This window comes from Enterococcus ratti (assembly GCF_001886195.1).
Lineage (GTDB): Bacteria > Bacillota > Bacilli > Lactobacillales > Enterococcaceae > Enterococcus_B > Enterococcus_B ratti.
Genome location: NZ_JXLB01000014.1, coordinates 33370 through 49410 on the forward strand (window position 1 = coordinate 33370; position 16041 = coordinate 49410).

Annotated in this window: 11 protein-coding genes; 2 read left to right on the forward strand and 9 right to left on the reverse strand. The window is 33.1% G+C overall.

Annotated features, from left to right (window positions below; all coding sequences use genetic code 11):
- Position 1 precedes the first annotated feature (1 nt).
- Entirely contained in the window at positions 2–1171 is a 1170-nt protein-coding gene (locus RV14_RS07945; RefSeq protein ID WP_071855745.1) for a galactokinase, read from the forward strand.
- Positions 1172–1277: 106 nt separating this feature from the next.
- On the opposite strand, the gene RV14_RS07950 is transcribed toward RV14_RS07945, so the two are convergent.
- From RV14_RS07950 to spxA, 6 genes are all read right to left on the reverse strand, one after another.
- Complete coding sequence (locus tag RV14_RS07950; protein ID WP_071855746.1) at positions 1278–1745, reverse strand: DUF4809 family protein; 468 nt, start codon at positions 1743–1745, stop codon at positions 1278–1280.
- Complete coding sequence (locus tag RV14_RS12260; RefSeq protein WP_167359848.1) at positions 1738–1911, reverse strand: hypothetical protein; 174 nt, start codon at positions 1909–1911, stop codon at positions 1738–1740. Before RV14_RS12260 ends, RV14_RS07950 begins: the two co-directional genes overlap by 8 nt.
- A gap of 279 nt (positions 1912–2190) precedes the next feature.
- Entirely contained in the window at positions 2191–4002 is a 1812-nt protein-coding gene (gene pepF / locus RV14_RS07955; RefSeq protein WP_071855747.1) for an oligoendopeptidase F, read from the reverse strand.
- A gap of 113 nt (positions 4003–4115) precedes the next feature.
- Positions 4116–5120 (reverse strand): competence protein CoiA, encoded by a 1005-nt coding sequence (locus RV14_RS07960; RefSeq protein ID WP_071855748.1) that lies wholly within the window; start codon positions 5118–5120, stop codon positions 4116–4118.
- Positions 5121–5237: 117 nt separating this feature from the next.
- Complete coding sequence (locus RV14_RS07965; protein WP_071855749.1) at positions 5238–5891, reverse strand: adaptor protein MecA; 654 nt, start codon at positions 5889–5891, stop codon at positions 5238–5240.
- Between the two features lie 591 nt (positions 5892–6482).
- Positions 6483–6881, reverse strand: coding sequence for a transcriptional regulator SpxA (spxA, locus tag RV14_RS07970; RefSeq protein ID WP_071855750.1), 399 nt, complete (start codon positions 6879–6881; stop codon positions 6483–6485).
- A 763-nt stretch (positions 6882–7644) separates the two neighbouring features.
- On the opposite strand from spxA, the gene RV14_RS07975 reads away from it, so the two are divergent.
- The gene (locus RV14_RS07975) at positions 7645–8352 is read left to right on the forward strand and encodes an HAD family hydrolase (RefSeq protein WP_071855751.1); all 708 of its coding nucleotides are present in this window, start codon (positions 7645–7647) and stop codon (positions 8350–8352) included.
- Positions 8353–8526: 174 nt separating this feature from the next.
- On the opposite strand, the gene RV14_RS07980 is transcribed toward RV14_RS07975, so the two are convergent.
- Genes RV14_RS07980 through RV14_RS07990 form a run of 3 tightly spaced genes read right to left on the reverse strand, consistent with a single transcriptional unit; the run spans position 8527 to position 15986 of the window.
- Entirely contained in the window at positions 8527–11721 is a 3195-nt protein-coding gene (locus tag RV14_RS07980) for a DEAD/DEAH box helicase (protein ID WP_071855752.1), read from the reverse strand.
- Entirely contained in the window at positions 11718–14858 is a 3141-nt protein-coding gene (locus RV14_RS07985) for an AAA family ATPase (RefSeq protein WP_071855753.1), read from the reverse strand. The genes RV14_RS07980 and RV14_RS07985 overlap by 4 nt, the downstream gene beginning before the upstream one ends.
- A 6-nt stretch (positions 14859–14864) precedes the next feature.
- Complete coding sequence (locus RV14_RS07990; protein ID WP_071855754.1) at positions 14865–15986, reverse strand: exonuclease SbcCD subunit D; 1122 nt, start codon at positions 15984–15986, stop codon at positions 14865–14867.
- Positions 15987–16041: the final 55 nt, after the last annotated feature.

Genomic DNA, 16041 nt, shown 5'->3' on the forward strand with positions numbered 1-16041 from the left:
AATGGAAATGAACCAACATTTAAATACAAAATTTGCAAAAATTTTTGGTCTTAAAAAAACCGCCCAATATTTTTCACCGGGAAGAATTAATCTAATCGGTGAACATACTGATTATAACGGGGGACACGTTTTTCCAGCTGCCATTACTTATGGAACTCAAGGCGTTGCTGCTTCACGCAGCGACAATAAAGTATTTGTGTATTCAACAAATTTTGAAGACAACGGCATCATCAGTTTTACATTAGATAACCTTGGCTATGATCAACAAGCCGGTTGGGCGAATTACATTAAAGGAGTAATTGTGAAATTAAAAGAAGCAGGTTATCCAATTGAACATGGATTTGAACTGCTAATAGAAGGATCTATTCCTAACGGTGCTGGTCTGTCAAGTAGCGCTTCTCTGGAATTATTAGTAGGTGTCGCCATAGCCGATTTATTTAATTTATCTATTGATCGACTCACATTAGTCCAAATTGGAAAAAAAGTAGAAAATGAATTTATTGGTGTAAATTCAGGCATCATGGACCAATTTGCAATTGGATTTGGAGAATTCGATCAAGCAATATTACTTGATACAAATACATTAGAGTATGAAATGGTTCCAGTAAAATTAGATGACCATGCGATCGTCATCATGAACACCAACAAGCGTCGTGAATTAGCAGATTCTAAGTATAATGAACGCCGTAGCGAATGCGAAGAAGCGTTGAACAAACTGCAACAAAAATTAGCCATCCAAACATTAGGTGATTTAGATGAAACAACATTTGAAGCCCACACTGAGCTCATTGGCGATGACACGTTAATTCGCCGTGCACGTCACGCAGTTTCTGAAAATCAGCGTACATTAAAAGCCAAGAAAGCATTAGAACAAGGAGACTTACCGGCTTTTGGAAGCCTTTTAAACGCCTCCCATCATTCCTTAAAATATGATTACGAAGTCACGGGTGTTGAACTGGATACACTTGTAGAGTCAGCACAAAAACAAAAAGGCGTATTGGGCGCTCGTATGACTGGAGCTGGTTTTGGCGGTTGTGCCATCGCCTTAGTTAAAGAAGAAAATATCTTGAATTTTAAAAATAACGTTTATGATGACTACCTAAAAATTATAGGATACGCTCCCGAATTTTATGTAGCACACATTGGAAGTAAAGCAAAAAAAATCGTCTAAATAGCACTACTTCCAATTAAAACAATAAAATAATCGATTGAGAAACCTATAAAAGTTGCTCAGTCGATTATTTTACATCACTACAGCAAAAGCGCTCCTATTTTCATTATTGAAACAAGTAAGCTTTTTTTGTTTGTTCTTCAATTTGTTTTTTCCATTCAGAATTAGCAACAACTTTTTCTTTTATCTCTTTAAACTCATAAGGACCTAATTCAAAAAATTGCTTCAAAATTTGATTGGTTTGCTTATATAAAATAGGACCTTCTTCAATATTTTTTACCTTAAGCTTCTCATCTCCCAGTTGAAATTGCACATATTCTTGTTCATAGCAAACATTGATAATCTTTCCTGATTTTCTTAACTGGCGAATTTCACCAAGCATTTCATAAATGTCTTCTCCCTCATACCCCTCTAAAAGCGCTAAGTTGTCTACTAGTGAACCTACAGATAAATCAGAGATTGTCGCTTTTTTCGTTCCCAATTGCAGCATATAAACAGCAGCATTTACGATACCACATGCATTACAACCTCCTTCAGTCAATTCACTTTTCCTAGTTAATTGAACTTCAACCATTGCTGTTCCTTCTTTTTTTGTTATTTTTTTGATATTTGATGCTAGTGTTCTTTAATTTTCGTTTTTTCATTTCCAAACGGGCAGCTTCTCGTAAACAACGAACGTGACAATTGATATACATTAAGACAATTTCATCTGATTCCTGTTCAAATCCCCAAAAAGACATACCCAACCTTCCATTCTTACTTATTTTCATCATTAGCTAAAAATCATTTATGAAAGATGTTAATTCTGTGCTCCTTTAGCATAAGTAAAAACAAAATACTCATTCAATGAAAGAAAAAAAGTAAAATAGAAATATTTATTTTACCTTATAAGCATAAGCAACAAATAGCCGAAAATCGCAAAAATAAATTTTACAAATTTCGACTACTGCTGTCTCAAACCGACCAATAGAATCTAAAAGTCCCTTTAAAACAAATCAGTTCTGCTTAATGTAATGCCTCTATATGTTTTTTACTAAATCTTCTAATTCGTTCAAGCGTTTTTCAAACATTTTCATAGCTGCTTCAATATAGTCCGCTTTTGTCATATCTACACCAGCTTTTTTCATAACTTCAACTGGATAATCACTATTTCCTGCCTTTAGATAAGTCAAATATTTTTCTAACGTCCCCGGTTCTTTATCCCAAATTTTCTGAGCCAAAGCAGAGGCAGCAGAAAATCCTGTGGCATATTGATAAACATAGTAATTGTAGTAAAAATGCGGAATTCGTGACCATTCAAATTTAATTTCTAGATCTTCTTCCACCGCTGATCCATAATATTTTGCATTCAATCGTCCATAATTTTCACTTAAATACTCACTAGTTAAAGGTACACCTTTAGCATCTTCTACGTGCATGAAATGTTCAAACTCAGCAAATTGCGTTTGCCGGAAAACAGTCCCTTTAAACCCGTCTAAATAGTGATTTAATACATACGCACGAACTCGCGGATCTTTTTCCGTTTCTAACAAATATTCTGTTAAAATATTTTCATTAGTCGTTGAAGCAATCTCAGCTAAGAAAATAGAGTAATCCCCATAAACAAACGGTTGATTGGAACGTGTAAAATAGCTGTGTACACTATGCCCCATTTCATGTACAAGTGTAAATAATTGATCCAGTGTATCATGCCAATTCAACAAAATATACGGATTCGTATCGTAACTTCCTGAAGAATAAGCCCCACTTCGTTTTCCTTTATTTTCTACTACATCAATCCAACGATCAGAAAAGGCTCTTTTGACTACTGCCAAATAGTTATCGCCCATTGATTTTAATGCCTCTAAAACTTTTATTTTAGCTTCTTCGTAAGTGAATTTAATGGGTGCTTCTCCTAAAACTGGCGTATATAAATCATACATGTGTAACTTTTCTACACCTAAAAGACGTTTACGCAGCTGCATGTAACGATGCAGTAAAGGAAGATGTCTATTAACTACTTGCACCAACGTATCATACACACTTTCTGGAATATGATTGTTGCTCAAAGAAGCAGCTCGTGCAGACTGATAATGGCGAACACTTGCTTTATAATTATGCCCTTTAACATGAGCGCTTAACGTGGAAGCAAAGGTATTTTTAAATTGCCGATACACGTTATAAAATCCTTTAAAAGCAGCTTCCCTTACTTTTCGATCCGTACTTTCCAACAATTGTCCATAAACACCATGAGAAAGTTGAATTTTTTGACCATCTTCTCCCACAATCGTTGGAAATTCTAAATCTGCATTATTTAAAACTGCAAAAATATCACTAGAAGCACTAAAAATTTCACCAGCTCCAGCAAGTAATGACTCTTGTTCGGCAGATAAAATGTGCGCACGATTATCAACCATTTGTTTCACGTAATGACGATAAATTTCTAGGTTTGGCTCTTGTTCAAAATACTGCCAGATTTGTTCATCTGAAAGTTGAAGTATTTCTGGTTCAAACCAAGAAACAGCCTCACTTACTTTAGAAAACAAACTGCCCGCTCTTGCATATAAAGCTTGATAAGTCGTATTCGCTGTATCTTGATCATTTTTTAAATGCGCATAAACATAAATAATCTCAGTTTTTCGATAAACATCTAAAACAAATTCAAGCGCCTCCAAAAACTCTGTTGCACCATTTGCCAATGTTCCTTTATATTTATCGGAATTTTTTAATTTTTCAATTAGCTCTTGGTATTTTTCGTCAAATAGTTGATCACTAGAAAAAATGGCAGTTAAATCCCAAGTGAGTTCTTCAGGCAGCTCTTCTCTTTTTGGTAATTGGGTCGTTTTACTCATTGAATGCACTCCTTTATTTTTTAGCATTTTATTCTTTCTTATTTAATCAAAAAAATGAATAGACTTACTGTAACCAGCTACTCTTATTTATTTTATCATAACTTATTTTTGTTTTATAGAAAGAATATTTTTTGGCATTCCTCGTAAAGTAGTCGATAAATTTTCTTTTTTTCAATCATCGGAAAAAGCCAGATACTTTTACTTGAATCAATTTTTTGCAACCATAGAATATATTTCCACTGATTACTACGTTTCTTTTGCTCGAGCTCAACTTCTTCAAATACTAAACGATAGAAAAAAATCTTTTCCTGAAAATAAAAGAAAAATTGACTGTCTTGATACACCCAAGGAGATAAGAACAGCAAATGCTTAGTTCTAAGATAACATTGTTTTTGCAAATATAAATATTTAAGATTTCGATGATGAAGCTTTTTTTGTAGCCATTTTTGACTTATGTTTTTTGAAAGCGTCCTTTTTATTTTATTCCTTTTCTTATGTCCTTTTGATAAATTAACCGGCTGTTCACTAAAAAATTCCCAACTGGTTGTTTCAAAAGTTAAATTTCCAGAAACTGATTCTTTCAACTGATAAAATAAGTAAAGTTTTTTTGTCGTCCAATCAAGTTGCCACAAATGAATGCCTCTTGTCTCGCTGTACATACAAAAACATTTTTCACTTACTTTTAAATAATCGTTTTTAAAAAAAGAAGAACCTAAGATCCACCAAACATTATACCCTTTTGTTAAATAACCTTTTGTCCGTGACTCCATTTTCTTATAAGTCAGTGCAGAACATTGAATTTCTATCGCCTGACTGCCACACAATATATCCGGTCTTTGATGTAAATCTGACAAATAAGCTTCTAAATAAACAGGAGATTCTTTTGCCAATTGTTTACACCATTCATAAAAACATTGTTTTAACTGAAGATGTTCATTTGTTTCTCCTTCGCTAAAACCATAACAGCTTTTGCGCCTTTGATGAGCAAAATGTGCGATTTTCTGTCGTCCATTTTTTAATATAACTGGTTCATGACAGCATGGACAAAAAAGAGATTGTTGTTGTTTACTTTCGATTGCCATGTATTTCTTTCCATTTTTATCTACTGCAATCATCATATATCTTCCTCCTATCAAGAAAAATACGCAAAAAAAGAATCTGTTCACTATACTTGAACAGATTTTTTACATAGTTACTTTTTATTCTTTTTAAAGTGGATGAAACAACTCCATCAATTAAACAAAATAAAACTTTGTTCGCTCCAACGCATTTCGCTCCATAATCAATCGCGCATATTCATTCAAAGTTTCAATGGTTCGATCACTTTTTTCTACATATTCTAAAATTCGAGCAATCTCATTTGCTACATCTATCTGATTCATTTCTTCCATCCAAAAACGCACGGCTAAATAGTAGACACCGTCTAATACATATAAATCTGACCATGCAGATTCCAGCTCAACGTTACAGGCCAATTGAATCATTTGTTCAAAGTCTTCAAAAGCAAAAATCGCTTGATGTTCAATTGTGTTAGAAGTACGCTCCTTGGGTTCTCCTTCTTCTTCATTGTTTAAAATTTGTTGCTGAATAAATTCCGTTACATCATCAGAATCTAAAGAATCTTCATTATCTTGAGGCATCTCTTCATTTGGTAAATTTTTACTGATAAAAAGTTCTAAGCCGTCTCCTTTAGGTAATACTTGAAAAGTAACTGCTTCACTACTACGAAACTCATCTTCAATATCAACTTCTTCTAAAATACTATAGAAAAAATTTTCAATTTCTCTATGATTACCAAGTAAGTCTAAAAATGAAACGCCTCGTTCTTCTAAATCTTCATGACCAATCATTACTCGGATCGTATTTTCATTAATATGTTCCATTTCCATGTTGCTACACCTCACTTTACCACAACTTATTAATATAACTTCATTGTAGCGAAATAAGCTTAAATGTAAAGAAAAAAAATTAACAATTAAAATCAAAATAATTTTTTTGTTTTTCCTTGACAGGATAGGTTTTCCTATATGTCTTTTTTATAAGACTTTGAACCTTTTTCAGGTCATTTGAATCGACGATTAAATAATTTCTTGTATAAAAAGTATACTTTGTAGCAGCTCTTACTTATGAAAAATTACCTGTTTTTTCTCTTTTCGAGTTATTTTTTATAGAAAGCTGTCTCTAAATAACATATTTTCCTGACAACATGCATTCTTATTTCCTTCTTTTTTGATGTTTATTTAAATGTTCTATCTATCTCATACAAACTTTATGAAAAACGTTATTATTAACTAAATAAAATAATTTTTTTTGATTCAATTAAAAAAAAAAAAACCATCATTCCATTATTTCCTTTTTCACTGTTATCACTTGTTAATTGTTTATTAAGAGCTGCTTTTGTTTTATAAATTTTTCCCCATCCTTTTAAGACAAAAAAAACTTAGAAAAACAACTAGTTTTTCTAAGTTAAAATTCAAATTCTATAGCCCAGCCATTAATTGTGCTTGGCGCAACTCTAATTGCCGTACCTCTCGTGGTAAGAAACGACGGATTTCATCTTCATTGAAGCCAACTTGTAAACGCTTGGCATCAATCATAATCGGACGACGTAACAACCCAGGGTTACTTTGAACAAGTTCTAACAATTCTTGCAATGGCAAATCATCAAGATCCATGTTTAATTTTTGGAAAACTTTTGAACGCGTTGAAATAATTTCTTCTGTGCCATCTTCTGTCATTTGCAAGATTGTTTTTAATTCTGAGTTATTCAAAGGTTCAGAAAAAATATTTCGTTCAACAAATGATATTTGATGTTCTTGTAACCACGCACGAGCCTTTCTACAGGAAGTACAACTTGGGGAAGTATATAATGTTAACAACGTGCACCACTCCTTTTTATGACAAAAGTCACTTTTTTATAACAGAAGATCATTTTTCTCTCCCATCTGTTCCTATTATACATAATCAACTTTTAAATAGCTAGCATTTTTAATAATATTTTCTTAAAAAAATGAAAGTTATCTAAGATTTATAGTCTGTAAAACCAGTATTTTATGTTTACAATCCATAACAAAATGAGAAATTTCAAATTTTATTTAGATTAAAAAAAAAAATGATACAGATATTAAAATTGTACTATTATTTTATATCCTCCCCCTTAGAAAACGTTTTTCTCAAAGGATTCATGTTTTTTATTTCATTATGCGTCATTTTGTTGGGTATTGCAACAATTTATTTATTTTAACATAACACTTATTTCATCCGTATAATAACTAATGTTTTACATCTCAAAGATATTAAAACAATACGAATATAAAATTTTTCACTTCTCAATTATTACGTTATTTTATTTTTTAATCATTTTTATTTTTCTGTATTAAAAAAAACATGTGTAACAATAAATAATGGCGGCCAAGAATTAAATTTTTTTCGATTACATTATTTATTTGTTCATAATTAAGAGATTTACTTTGTATTTTCCATTTTAGTGAAAAAAACTGAAATTTAAAAATCTTGTTCTATCAAGTAATTGGAAATATAGTAATAAAAACCTTTACTTAGTAACGTTTTAAAGAAGTTTTTTCTGTTACAATAGTTGAGGATTTATGAAAAAAATGATGAAAATCGAAAGGCGTGTAGAAATTGATTAAGTCAGTTGTTTTTGACGTTGATGATACGATGTACGACCAACAGCAGCCGTTTAGAAATGCGGTCAAAAAAGTTGTGCCACTTGTTTCAGATGAAGATATGGTAACCTTATACCATCGATTCCGTCACCACAGCGATGAAAATTTTCCTAAAGTAATGGCAGGAATGTGGACGTTGGAAGATATGCGAGCACATCGCATTAGTCAATCACTTAAAGATTTAGACTATCCTCACATTACTTCAGAAGATGGTCTTTACTTTCAGCAAATTTATGAAGAAGAATTAAATAATATTCATCTACATGAAGAAGTGAGAAAAACATTAGTCTTTTTAGCCGAAATGAATATTCCTCTTGGAATTATTACCAATGGTCCGACTGATCATCAAACAAAAAAATTACACCAGCTTCAATTATCAACATGGATTCCCTCACAACGTATGATTGTTTCACAAGCTACCGGATATCAAAAACCAGAAAAAGAAATTTTTCAACTAGCTGAAAAACGTTTTAATTTAATTGCTAATGAAACACTCTACGTGGGAGATAACTACGATAATGATGTACTAGGAGCAAAAGGAGCGGGCTGGCAGGCACTTTGGTTTAATCATCGCGAACGAAAAATTGATGGCAGCTTAACTTGTGATTTTGAAATTACTTCATTTGATCAATTATTAGAAACGATGAAAGCTATTTTCAGTTAACGCTTAAATTGGTTTTTTATGCTCTACTTGCTTTGTCTTTCAAATCAACCAGCCGAATCATCTAAAAGTAGCTTAATCTAGATGATTCGGTTTTTTTTATAAAGATAACTGATGGAATGCCGTTTCAAACATAGAAGTAGCATTTCTTACCTATTATTTTTTATGCAAATATTTTTATTCTTCCAATTCTCCTATACTTAAAATCATACGAATGTCTTCTTCTGTGAGTTTGTTCACCTGCTCTTTACTTCCTTGGATAACTTTTTGGAACAATTCTCTTTTTTCTTGTTGAAGAGAATCCATTCGCTCTTCAATCGTTCCTTCAGCAATCATTCGCCATACTTCAACTACATTCTTTTGTCCAATTCGATGAGCACGTCCAGCAGCCTGTTCTTCAATCGCGGGATTCCACCATAGATCATACAAAATAACAGTATCTGCACCTGTTAAATTTAACCCTGTTCCCCCTGCTTTTAAAGAAATTAAAAAAACATCTTTTTGCCCTCCGTTAAACGCATCTACCATCTTCAAACGATCTTGTGGTTTGGTACTTCCTCGCAAATAAAAGGAAGATAATCCTAATTTTGCTAATTCTTCTTGTAAAATGGTTAGCATTCCAGTAAATTGTGAAAACAAAAGAACCCTGCGATTATTTTCTTTAGCTGCCACTAATAAATCTTTCACTTGAGTTAATTTTCCTGATCCCCCTTGATAGTCTTCAAGAAATAGTCTTGGATCACAACAAATTTGACGCAATCTCGTCAGACCTGCTAAAATACCCATTCGTTTTTTTTTGAAAGCTTCTGAATCCATTGAAGAAATTTCTTCTCTCATTTGGCGTAAATAAGCTAAATAAACAGTTTTTTGTTCTTCGGTAAGCGCAGAATAAAGATTCATCTCTGTTTTTTCGGGAAGATCATTTAAAACCGTTCGTTTGTCTCTACGCAACACAAACGGTCGAATCATACGTGCAATTTCTTCCGACGGTAGTTCTCTAAAACGGGATTTATTCGGGAAAAATCCAGGCATAATTGTTGCAAATAAAGACCATAACTCATCTAAATTATTCTCTATCGGTGTGCCACTCAATGCAAACCGTTGAGGAATATTTAACTCACGCAACGCCTGAGCAGTTTTTGTACTGCTGTTTTTAACCATCTGAGCCTCGTCAAGTATTAAATAGTTGAGCCGATACTCTTGATACTCTGCTAAGTCTTGTCTTAAACTCGCATAAGAAGTCACTTTGATATCTGTCTTACGAGATAATAGTTCTTCTCGTTCTTTTTTATTGCCGTTAACGACTTGGATACTTAAAGACGGAGCAAATTTTTTTACTTCTGCTTGCCAGTTATAAATCAAACTTGCAGGCGCAACAATCAAAGCAGAAAGTTCCCTCTTTTCTTCTTTTTCGGAAAGTAAATAAGCAATCATCTGTAATGTTTTCCCCAACCCCATCTCATCTGCTAAAATTCCACCAAATTGATAATTTCCTAACATTTTTAGCCATTTGAAACCTTGCTTTTGATAATCACGTAAATTAGCTTGTAACCCTCGTGGTAAAACTGCTTGGTACTGTTCAGGTTGGATCAAATCTTGAATCATTTTTTGATAGGAATCACCAAAAACTGCTCCACTTCCGGATAGCTTCTCTTGAATAATTAATCCTTGATTTTTCGGCACATGAATTGTTCCTTCTTCCATATGAACAGATTCTCGGAATTGTTTTAAAATTTGGCTTGTCTGTTGAAATTCCTCTGAATCAAAAGATAAAACTTGTCCATTTTCTAATGGATAGAAGGAATCGTTTCTTAACAAACTCTGCAATACTTGATCAATTTCTCGTTCATCAATTCCAGTCACATCAAAATGAATGTCCAACCATGAACTTGTTTCTTTTACTTCAATCTTAGGTTGATGTCTTTGGGCATCTAAATATAATTCACGGAGTTTTTTACCAAGACGGACTTCACCAAATTGACGAAAAACAGCTAATTCTGTACGAAAAAAAACGTACAATTCTTCTCCAGTAGGCAACAACCGTTCATAACCAGTTTCATTTTCATGATAACGATACATTTTAAATAAATCTAAAACTCGCTGTTCTTGCCCTTCATCTCTTATAATTTCTGGAGAATTTTTAGAAATAACTTCATGCTTTTTATCTGTGGAAAAAATAACATCATCATAAACAAAATCAACCCGCGCTTGAATCTTACCCTTAGATTTCCTAAAGAAAAAAATAAACTTTACGGGTATATCTGTAATTTCCTCTTTGATTTCATCAGCAACAGCGACTTGACCAATTTCAGATAATAAGGGAAGAATTTCTTTGAATAATGAAGAAAGCTCCTGCTTCATAAACAGCACTTTTGGCTTTTCAAATCTTCGCATCAATTGTTTCCACGTTAAATAGATTGCTTGTTGTTTTTTTGTTAAGGAATAAAAAGTCCCTTGAATCATTCCCCATTGATAATGTATAAAAAACAACTCAAAATCACTTAATGCTTTTAATTGATACGCCTCATCTTTTTTCGCTACTTCAAATTCCAAAGGCTTCTCATTTTTTGAAAAATAGATACCTTGATAAGTTAATCCTTTGATTTTCATTTGCAATCTCGTTGTTTGATTCATCTGTTCTAACAATATTTTTGCTTGTTCGATCGGTAGCATTAAATAACGTTTATCTAATTTTCCTTTCACTTGAAGTCCATTTGTTCCTAAAAGTAGTTGGGTTTGTGCACAACTTGCCAAATTAGTTAAAATTTGTTGATCTTCTCCTTGAAAAGAATGTTTATCTAAATAGAATTGGTACTGCTTATTAACTGTAAAACGCTCATTTTCAGAATACGCATGTAAAAAATCAAAAATATTTTTAATAATATACGTTTTTTTAGAATTTTCTAAATAACCGATCCGTAAATAGACCGCTAATATCGCTAGCTCTGGATGATAATGATTCGTCTCAATTGTTTCTACTTGATATTCAACAATCAAAGGCTGAAATACGTGAGAAGTTTTCTTAACTTTCAGTCTTGAAAAACCTTTTGTTAAAATTTCTCCTCCACTATTTTTTTTCACTGCCCCTAACGTAGATTGGTCTGCTTTAATTGTTCGTGAAAGATTTTTTGAACGTAAGTATAACTCTACCGCAACCGTGTGCTTACAGTACTTATGTTCTTCCCAGTAAGGACACTGGCAAAAATCAACTTCTTTTGCCGTTGTATCTAAATCCACCATGTATAGCTCACTTCCTAAAACTTCTGCATGCCAAACATTTTCTTCTTGGTCAGGGACTACCGATAACACGCGTCCTTCTTGCAAATATTGACGCCCTCTTGCGATTACTTTTTCTGGAATACTCCATTTCATAAATGATCAATCCCCCTATAGCGCACCTTGCTCTGACCGCTACCTTGTGTTTCAATTCTAATTTGTTGTACGATTCGTTCTTTTAACTCTCTCACGTGACTGATAATCCCAATCATTCTACCTTCACTTTCGATGGTTTCTAATGCTTCAATTGCCATTTCAAGTGCCTCCTCATCTAATGAACCGAACCCTTCATCAATGAATAATGCTTCAATCGCTATACTGCCTGTTTGTGTTTGAATTACTTCGGCTAAAGCTAAGGCTAAAGACAAAGCTGCAATAAAGCTTTCACCACCTGATAAAGTGTGTGCTCCTCGAGTTAAACCTGCTTCATCATCATAAATGTTGATCTCTAATCCTGTTTTCCCTCGATAACTTCCCACTTCTTCTGCTAATTCAAATTGATAACGATTTTTAGTTAGACGCTTCAAACAGCTATTAGCAACTTGAAGGACTTCTTGTAAATAAACTTGTAAAACGTATCTTTCCAAACTCGTTTTTCTCGAATTTTCTCCATTTATTGTTTGAGATAATTGTTGCAATTGAATCAACTCATCTATTTGCTCTTGGCTTTCCTGATAGATAGTCGAAAATTCTTCGATGATTTGTTGATTCTTATTTTTTTGTTCATGTAAACAATAGCAAATTTCTTGTTGCCTTGCTATCTCTTCTTTTAATTTAACTATTTGCTGCTTTAATTGATTTAAGTCTGGAAGTGTTCCCTCCAACGAAAGCATTTTCAACTGATTTAATCGATCTTTGACGATCAATCGCTCTTCTTCATATGCCGCAATTAATTGACGCTTTTGTTTGTATTCTGACGTTTTTCCAGCAAAAAGCAATACATCATCTGCACATTTAAAATAATCTTGTTTGATTAACTTAAGAGAAATTCTTTCTTGAATGCTCTGTAATTTTTTGATATTTTTCGCTTGCTGTTCACGAATGGTTTCAAGTTGCGCCTGTAGCAATGCAATTTCTTGAGAAAAACTGGTTCCCATTTCATTTTCCTTAGTCAACCATTTTTCTTTTGTCGAGATATCTTTTTCCAATCGCTTGATATCTTCTGCCAAAGTCTGAATATTACAAGTACCTAGCTGCTTTGAAAGCCCCGCAATCTCTCCTTTTCCTTGTTGTGTTTTTTCCTCATTTTGAAGAAGTTGTGTTTCCATATTATTTAGCTTATCAGTAATAACAGTTAATTGTTCAGTCATCGTCTGATAAACAACTTTTGCCTGAGCCATCTTTTCTCTTCGCTTCGCTAAATCTTTGTGAATTTCTTTCAGAGAATCCAGTGGATCATCTGACACTAAATTAAATAGTTGTTCCATTGTATAGCTTAGTCTATCTTTACGTTGAATGATTTCTACTTGTTTTTCCAAACGAAATTTTGAAAGCTCACTGATCATCTGTTTGATTTGTGCCTCATCCGCTTCGTTACGCCCAATTGTTTGATTAAGTTGTTCAAGCTGTTTTTGTGTTTGCGCTAGTTTTTCTTCCAATTTAATTATTTCTTCTTGCTTAGGTAAATCATGCGTATCCGGCTGTTTCGAATGGACAAGACAACCACAAACTGGACAAGGTTCACCGGGCAATAGCAGCAACTGCATTCGCAAAATTTGTTGACTGGCCCATTGACTTTTTAACATATCCACTTGTTTTATTTGTTCATTTAATAAAATTTGATTTGTTTGCTGCTGTTTGGTAATTTCTATGAGCTTTATTTCACTCGTTTTTAATTGCGCTTCATTTTGTTGATATTGTTCGATGAGCGTTTGATATTTTTCTTGTTCTTGACGCAATTTTTCATAACTTAATTGATCTTCATATAAATGCTCTTGTCCTGCTAATTGTTCTTGCAATTGGCTTTGTTTTTCTTGAATTTGTTGCTGTTCTTGGATAATTTTTTGTTTTTTATCTTCGGCTTCTTTCTTTTCCGCTAATAATACTTCCAATTCTATTTGTTTTTTTTGTCTTTCTTTAGCAATAGGAACCAAACGTTTGATTTCTTGTAAAGTGTTCGCTGCAAGTTCTATTTTTTGTTTAGTATTCAAACGCTTTGATTCACGTGTTTTCCATTGTGCATAGATTTGTTTTCGCTGACTTAGTTTTTCAAAGCAATTCATTTCTTTTACGTCTAATTCTTCTTGTTCTTTCTGATACTCTTGTCTTCTTGTTAAAGAATCAACTAATTTTTCAGCAAATTCATAATGAACGACCCATTGTTTTTTTTCATTGATCTCATTTTCTCGTTGAAACAACTTTTCTTGTCTTTGACTTAGACGTAGTTTTTCTTCATGCTGCATTTGCAACGTCTTTGCATGATAATAAGCCTCTTCCATTTGTTTTTGTTTTTTCTGCAAATTAGAAAGAATTTCTTTTTCTTTCAACATGCGTTTTTGCAACGTTTCTTGTTCTTCTTGCCAATAAGTTAACATCCTTTCAAAATTCAAGTTTTCAGGAATAATTTCTTCTTCAATAGGAACAAATTGCTTTTGCAATCTCATTAATTCTTGTTCAAGATGATCAACTTTCTTTTGATACAGTTTAGTCTTTTCCTTTAACTGCTCATTAAATCGTTGAAAAAATTGGGTACCAAACAAATTACGTAAAACGATTTCTTTCTCATTACTTGATGAAATTAAAAAATTACGAAACTCTCCTTGAGGCAATAAAACAATTTGTGAAAACTGTTTGGCATCAAGATTCATCAACTCTTTGATTAATCGATCAACTTCGCTACGTTTTGTAAATTGACGCATTTCTTCTCCATTTTCATCAAAGATTGTTAAAGAAACTTTTGCCGCTTGTTTCCTATCTCCTTTGCCTTTTCGTTTAGCAAGTAATTGTTCTGGTTTACGCTCAATTTCATAATACATTCGCTGATGTTCAAATGAAAAAAAGACGCATGTTTCTTCTTCCGGTGTTGCAAAAAGAGAACGCATTTCTTTACCTGTACGTATCCTACCTGAAGTTTCACCAAACAAGGCATAAGTCATCCCATCAAAAAGCGTCGTTTTTCCTGCACCTGTTTTTCCTGTAATCAAAAATAACGGCGCATTTGTTAATTTAAAAAAATCAATCGTTTCATCAATAAATGGACCAAAATTCTTTAGCCGTAATTTTTTAGGTTTCATTGTCGATCATTCCATTTCCTTGATTTCTTGTAAGGTTTCTTTTAGCCAAAATTCTTGGTTTCGTGTCAATGGTTCTTCTGTCATTTCTTTAAAGAACAATTGTACCAACTTGTAAGGCTCTTTTGCGACAAGTTTTTTTTGCTGTCTTTTTGTTTGTTGTATCCGTCCATTAACCCGTTCGACTCCAAGAATCCGTGGATAAATTTTCCTTAATTGATTCATCATGTTAGGGATAACTGCCCGATCATTCAAATATATTTGGATATAATTTTCTCGATTGATTCCTTGATAAAATTTTGGATCAAGCAATTCTTTAAAGCTTGCTGTTACTTCTTCTATTTCATATAAGGGAGTCAAGTTGCGAAAAGCAAGTGATACTTGCTCTGCTAAGTCAACGATCCATACTCCTTTTTTTTGATTGATTTCTGAAAGTGAATATTTTAAAGGCGAGCCACTGTACCGGGCATTTTCTTGTTTTAATGCTGCTTGATTGTGTAAATGTCCTAAAGCGACATAATCAAAAGATTCAAACAATTTCCCTGAGATTGCATCCAATCCACCTACTTCAATTTTCGTTTCTGAATCTGTTTTCGTACACCCCATTACAAAAAAATGACTGACTAACACATGCTTTTTTGCTGGATCAAATTGTTCTTTCATTTTAGTAATTACTTTTTCCATTGCCTGTTGAATGGTTCGAATACGATCATCTTCAAAATAAATTCTTGCTGAAATTGGTTCAAAATAAGGTAATAGAAAAAATTGTGTGTCTTGAAAAACAATAGGCGTAAATGCTTCTTCAAATCGAGTTTGCAAATAATAATTCGTTTGGCTAAACCAAGGTGTTCCTGCTGAAAGGCGAATGCTGCTATCATGGTTTCCTGATATAGCAAAGATAGGGAAGCGTTCTTTTAGGTTCCACTCTACCATCAAGTTGTTGAACACTTCGATTGCATCAACTGCTGGTACACTCCGATCGTAAAGATCCCCTGCAATCACAATGGCATCTACTTGCTCATCTTTAGCAATCGTTAATATCTCAGAAAGAACATACTTTTGTTCTTCTATGCGATCATATCCTTGTAACTTTTTTCCAATATGCCAATCGGCTGTATGTAAAAAGCGCATCTTATCACCTCAAAAAATATCCTTCTTTTTATTATAACACTTACCTTCATGACAT

What these genes read in the sequence shown, in the direction of transcription:
- RV14_RS07985 (WP_071855753.1), bottom strand. Translation starts at nt 14,858, where the DNA reads ATGAAACCTAAAAAATTACGGCTAAAGAATTTTGGTCCATTTATTGAT.
- RV14_RS07980 (WP_071855752.1), bottom strand. Translation starts at nt 11,721, where the DNA reads ATGAAATGGAGTATTCCAGAAAAAGTAATCGCAAGAGGGCGTCAATAT.
- RV14_RS07950 (WP_071855746.1), bottom strand. Translation starts at nt 1,745, where the DNA reads ATGGTTGAAGTTCAATTAACTAGGAAAAGTGAATTGACTGAAGGAGGT.
- RV14_RS07965 (WP_071855749.1), bottom strand. Translation starts at nt 5,891, where the DNA reads ATGGAAATGGAACATATTAATGAAAATACGATCCGAGTAATGATTGGT.
- RV14_RS07945 (WP_071855745.1), top strand. Translation starts at nt 2, where the DNA reads ATGGAAATGAACCAACATTTAAATACAAAATTTGCAAAAATTTTTGGT.
- RV14_RS07990 (WP_071855754.1), bottom strand. Translation starts at nt 15,986, where the DNA reads ATGCGCTTTTTACATACAGCCGATTGGCATATTGGAAAAAAGTTACAA.
- RV14_RS12260 (WP_167359848.1), bottom strand. Translation starts at nt 1,911, where the DNA reads ATGTCTTTTTGGGGATTTGAACAGGAATCAGATGAAATTGTCTTAATG.
- pepF (WP_071855747.1), bottom strand. Translation starts at nt 4,002, where the DNA reads ATGAGTAAAACGACCCAATTACCAAAAAGAGAAGAGCTGCCTGAAGAA.
- RV14_RS07960 (WP_071855748.1), bottom strand. Translation starts at nt 5,120, where the DNA reads ATGATGATTGCAGTAGATAAAAATGGAAAGAAATACATGGCAATCGAA.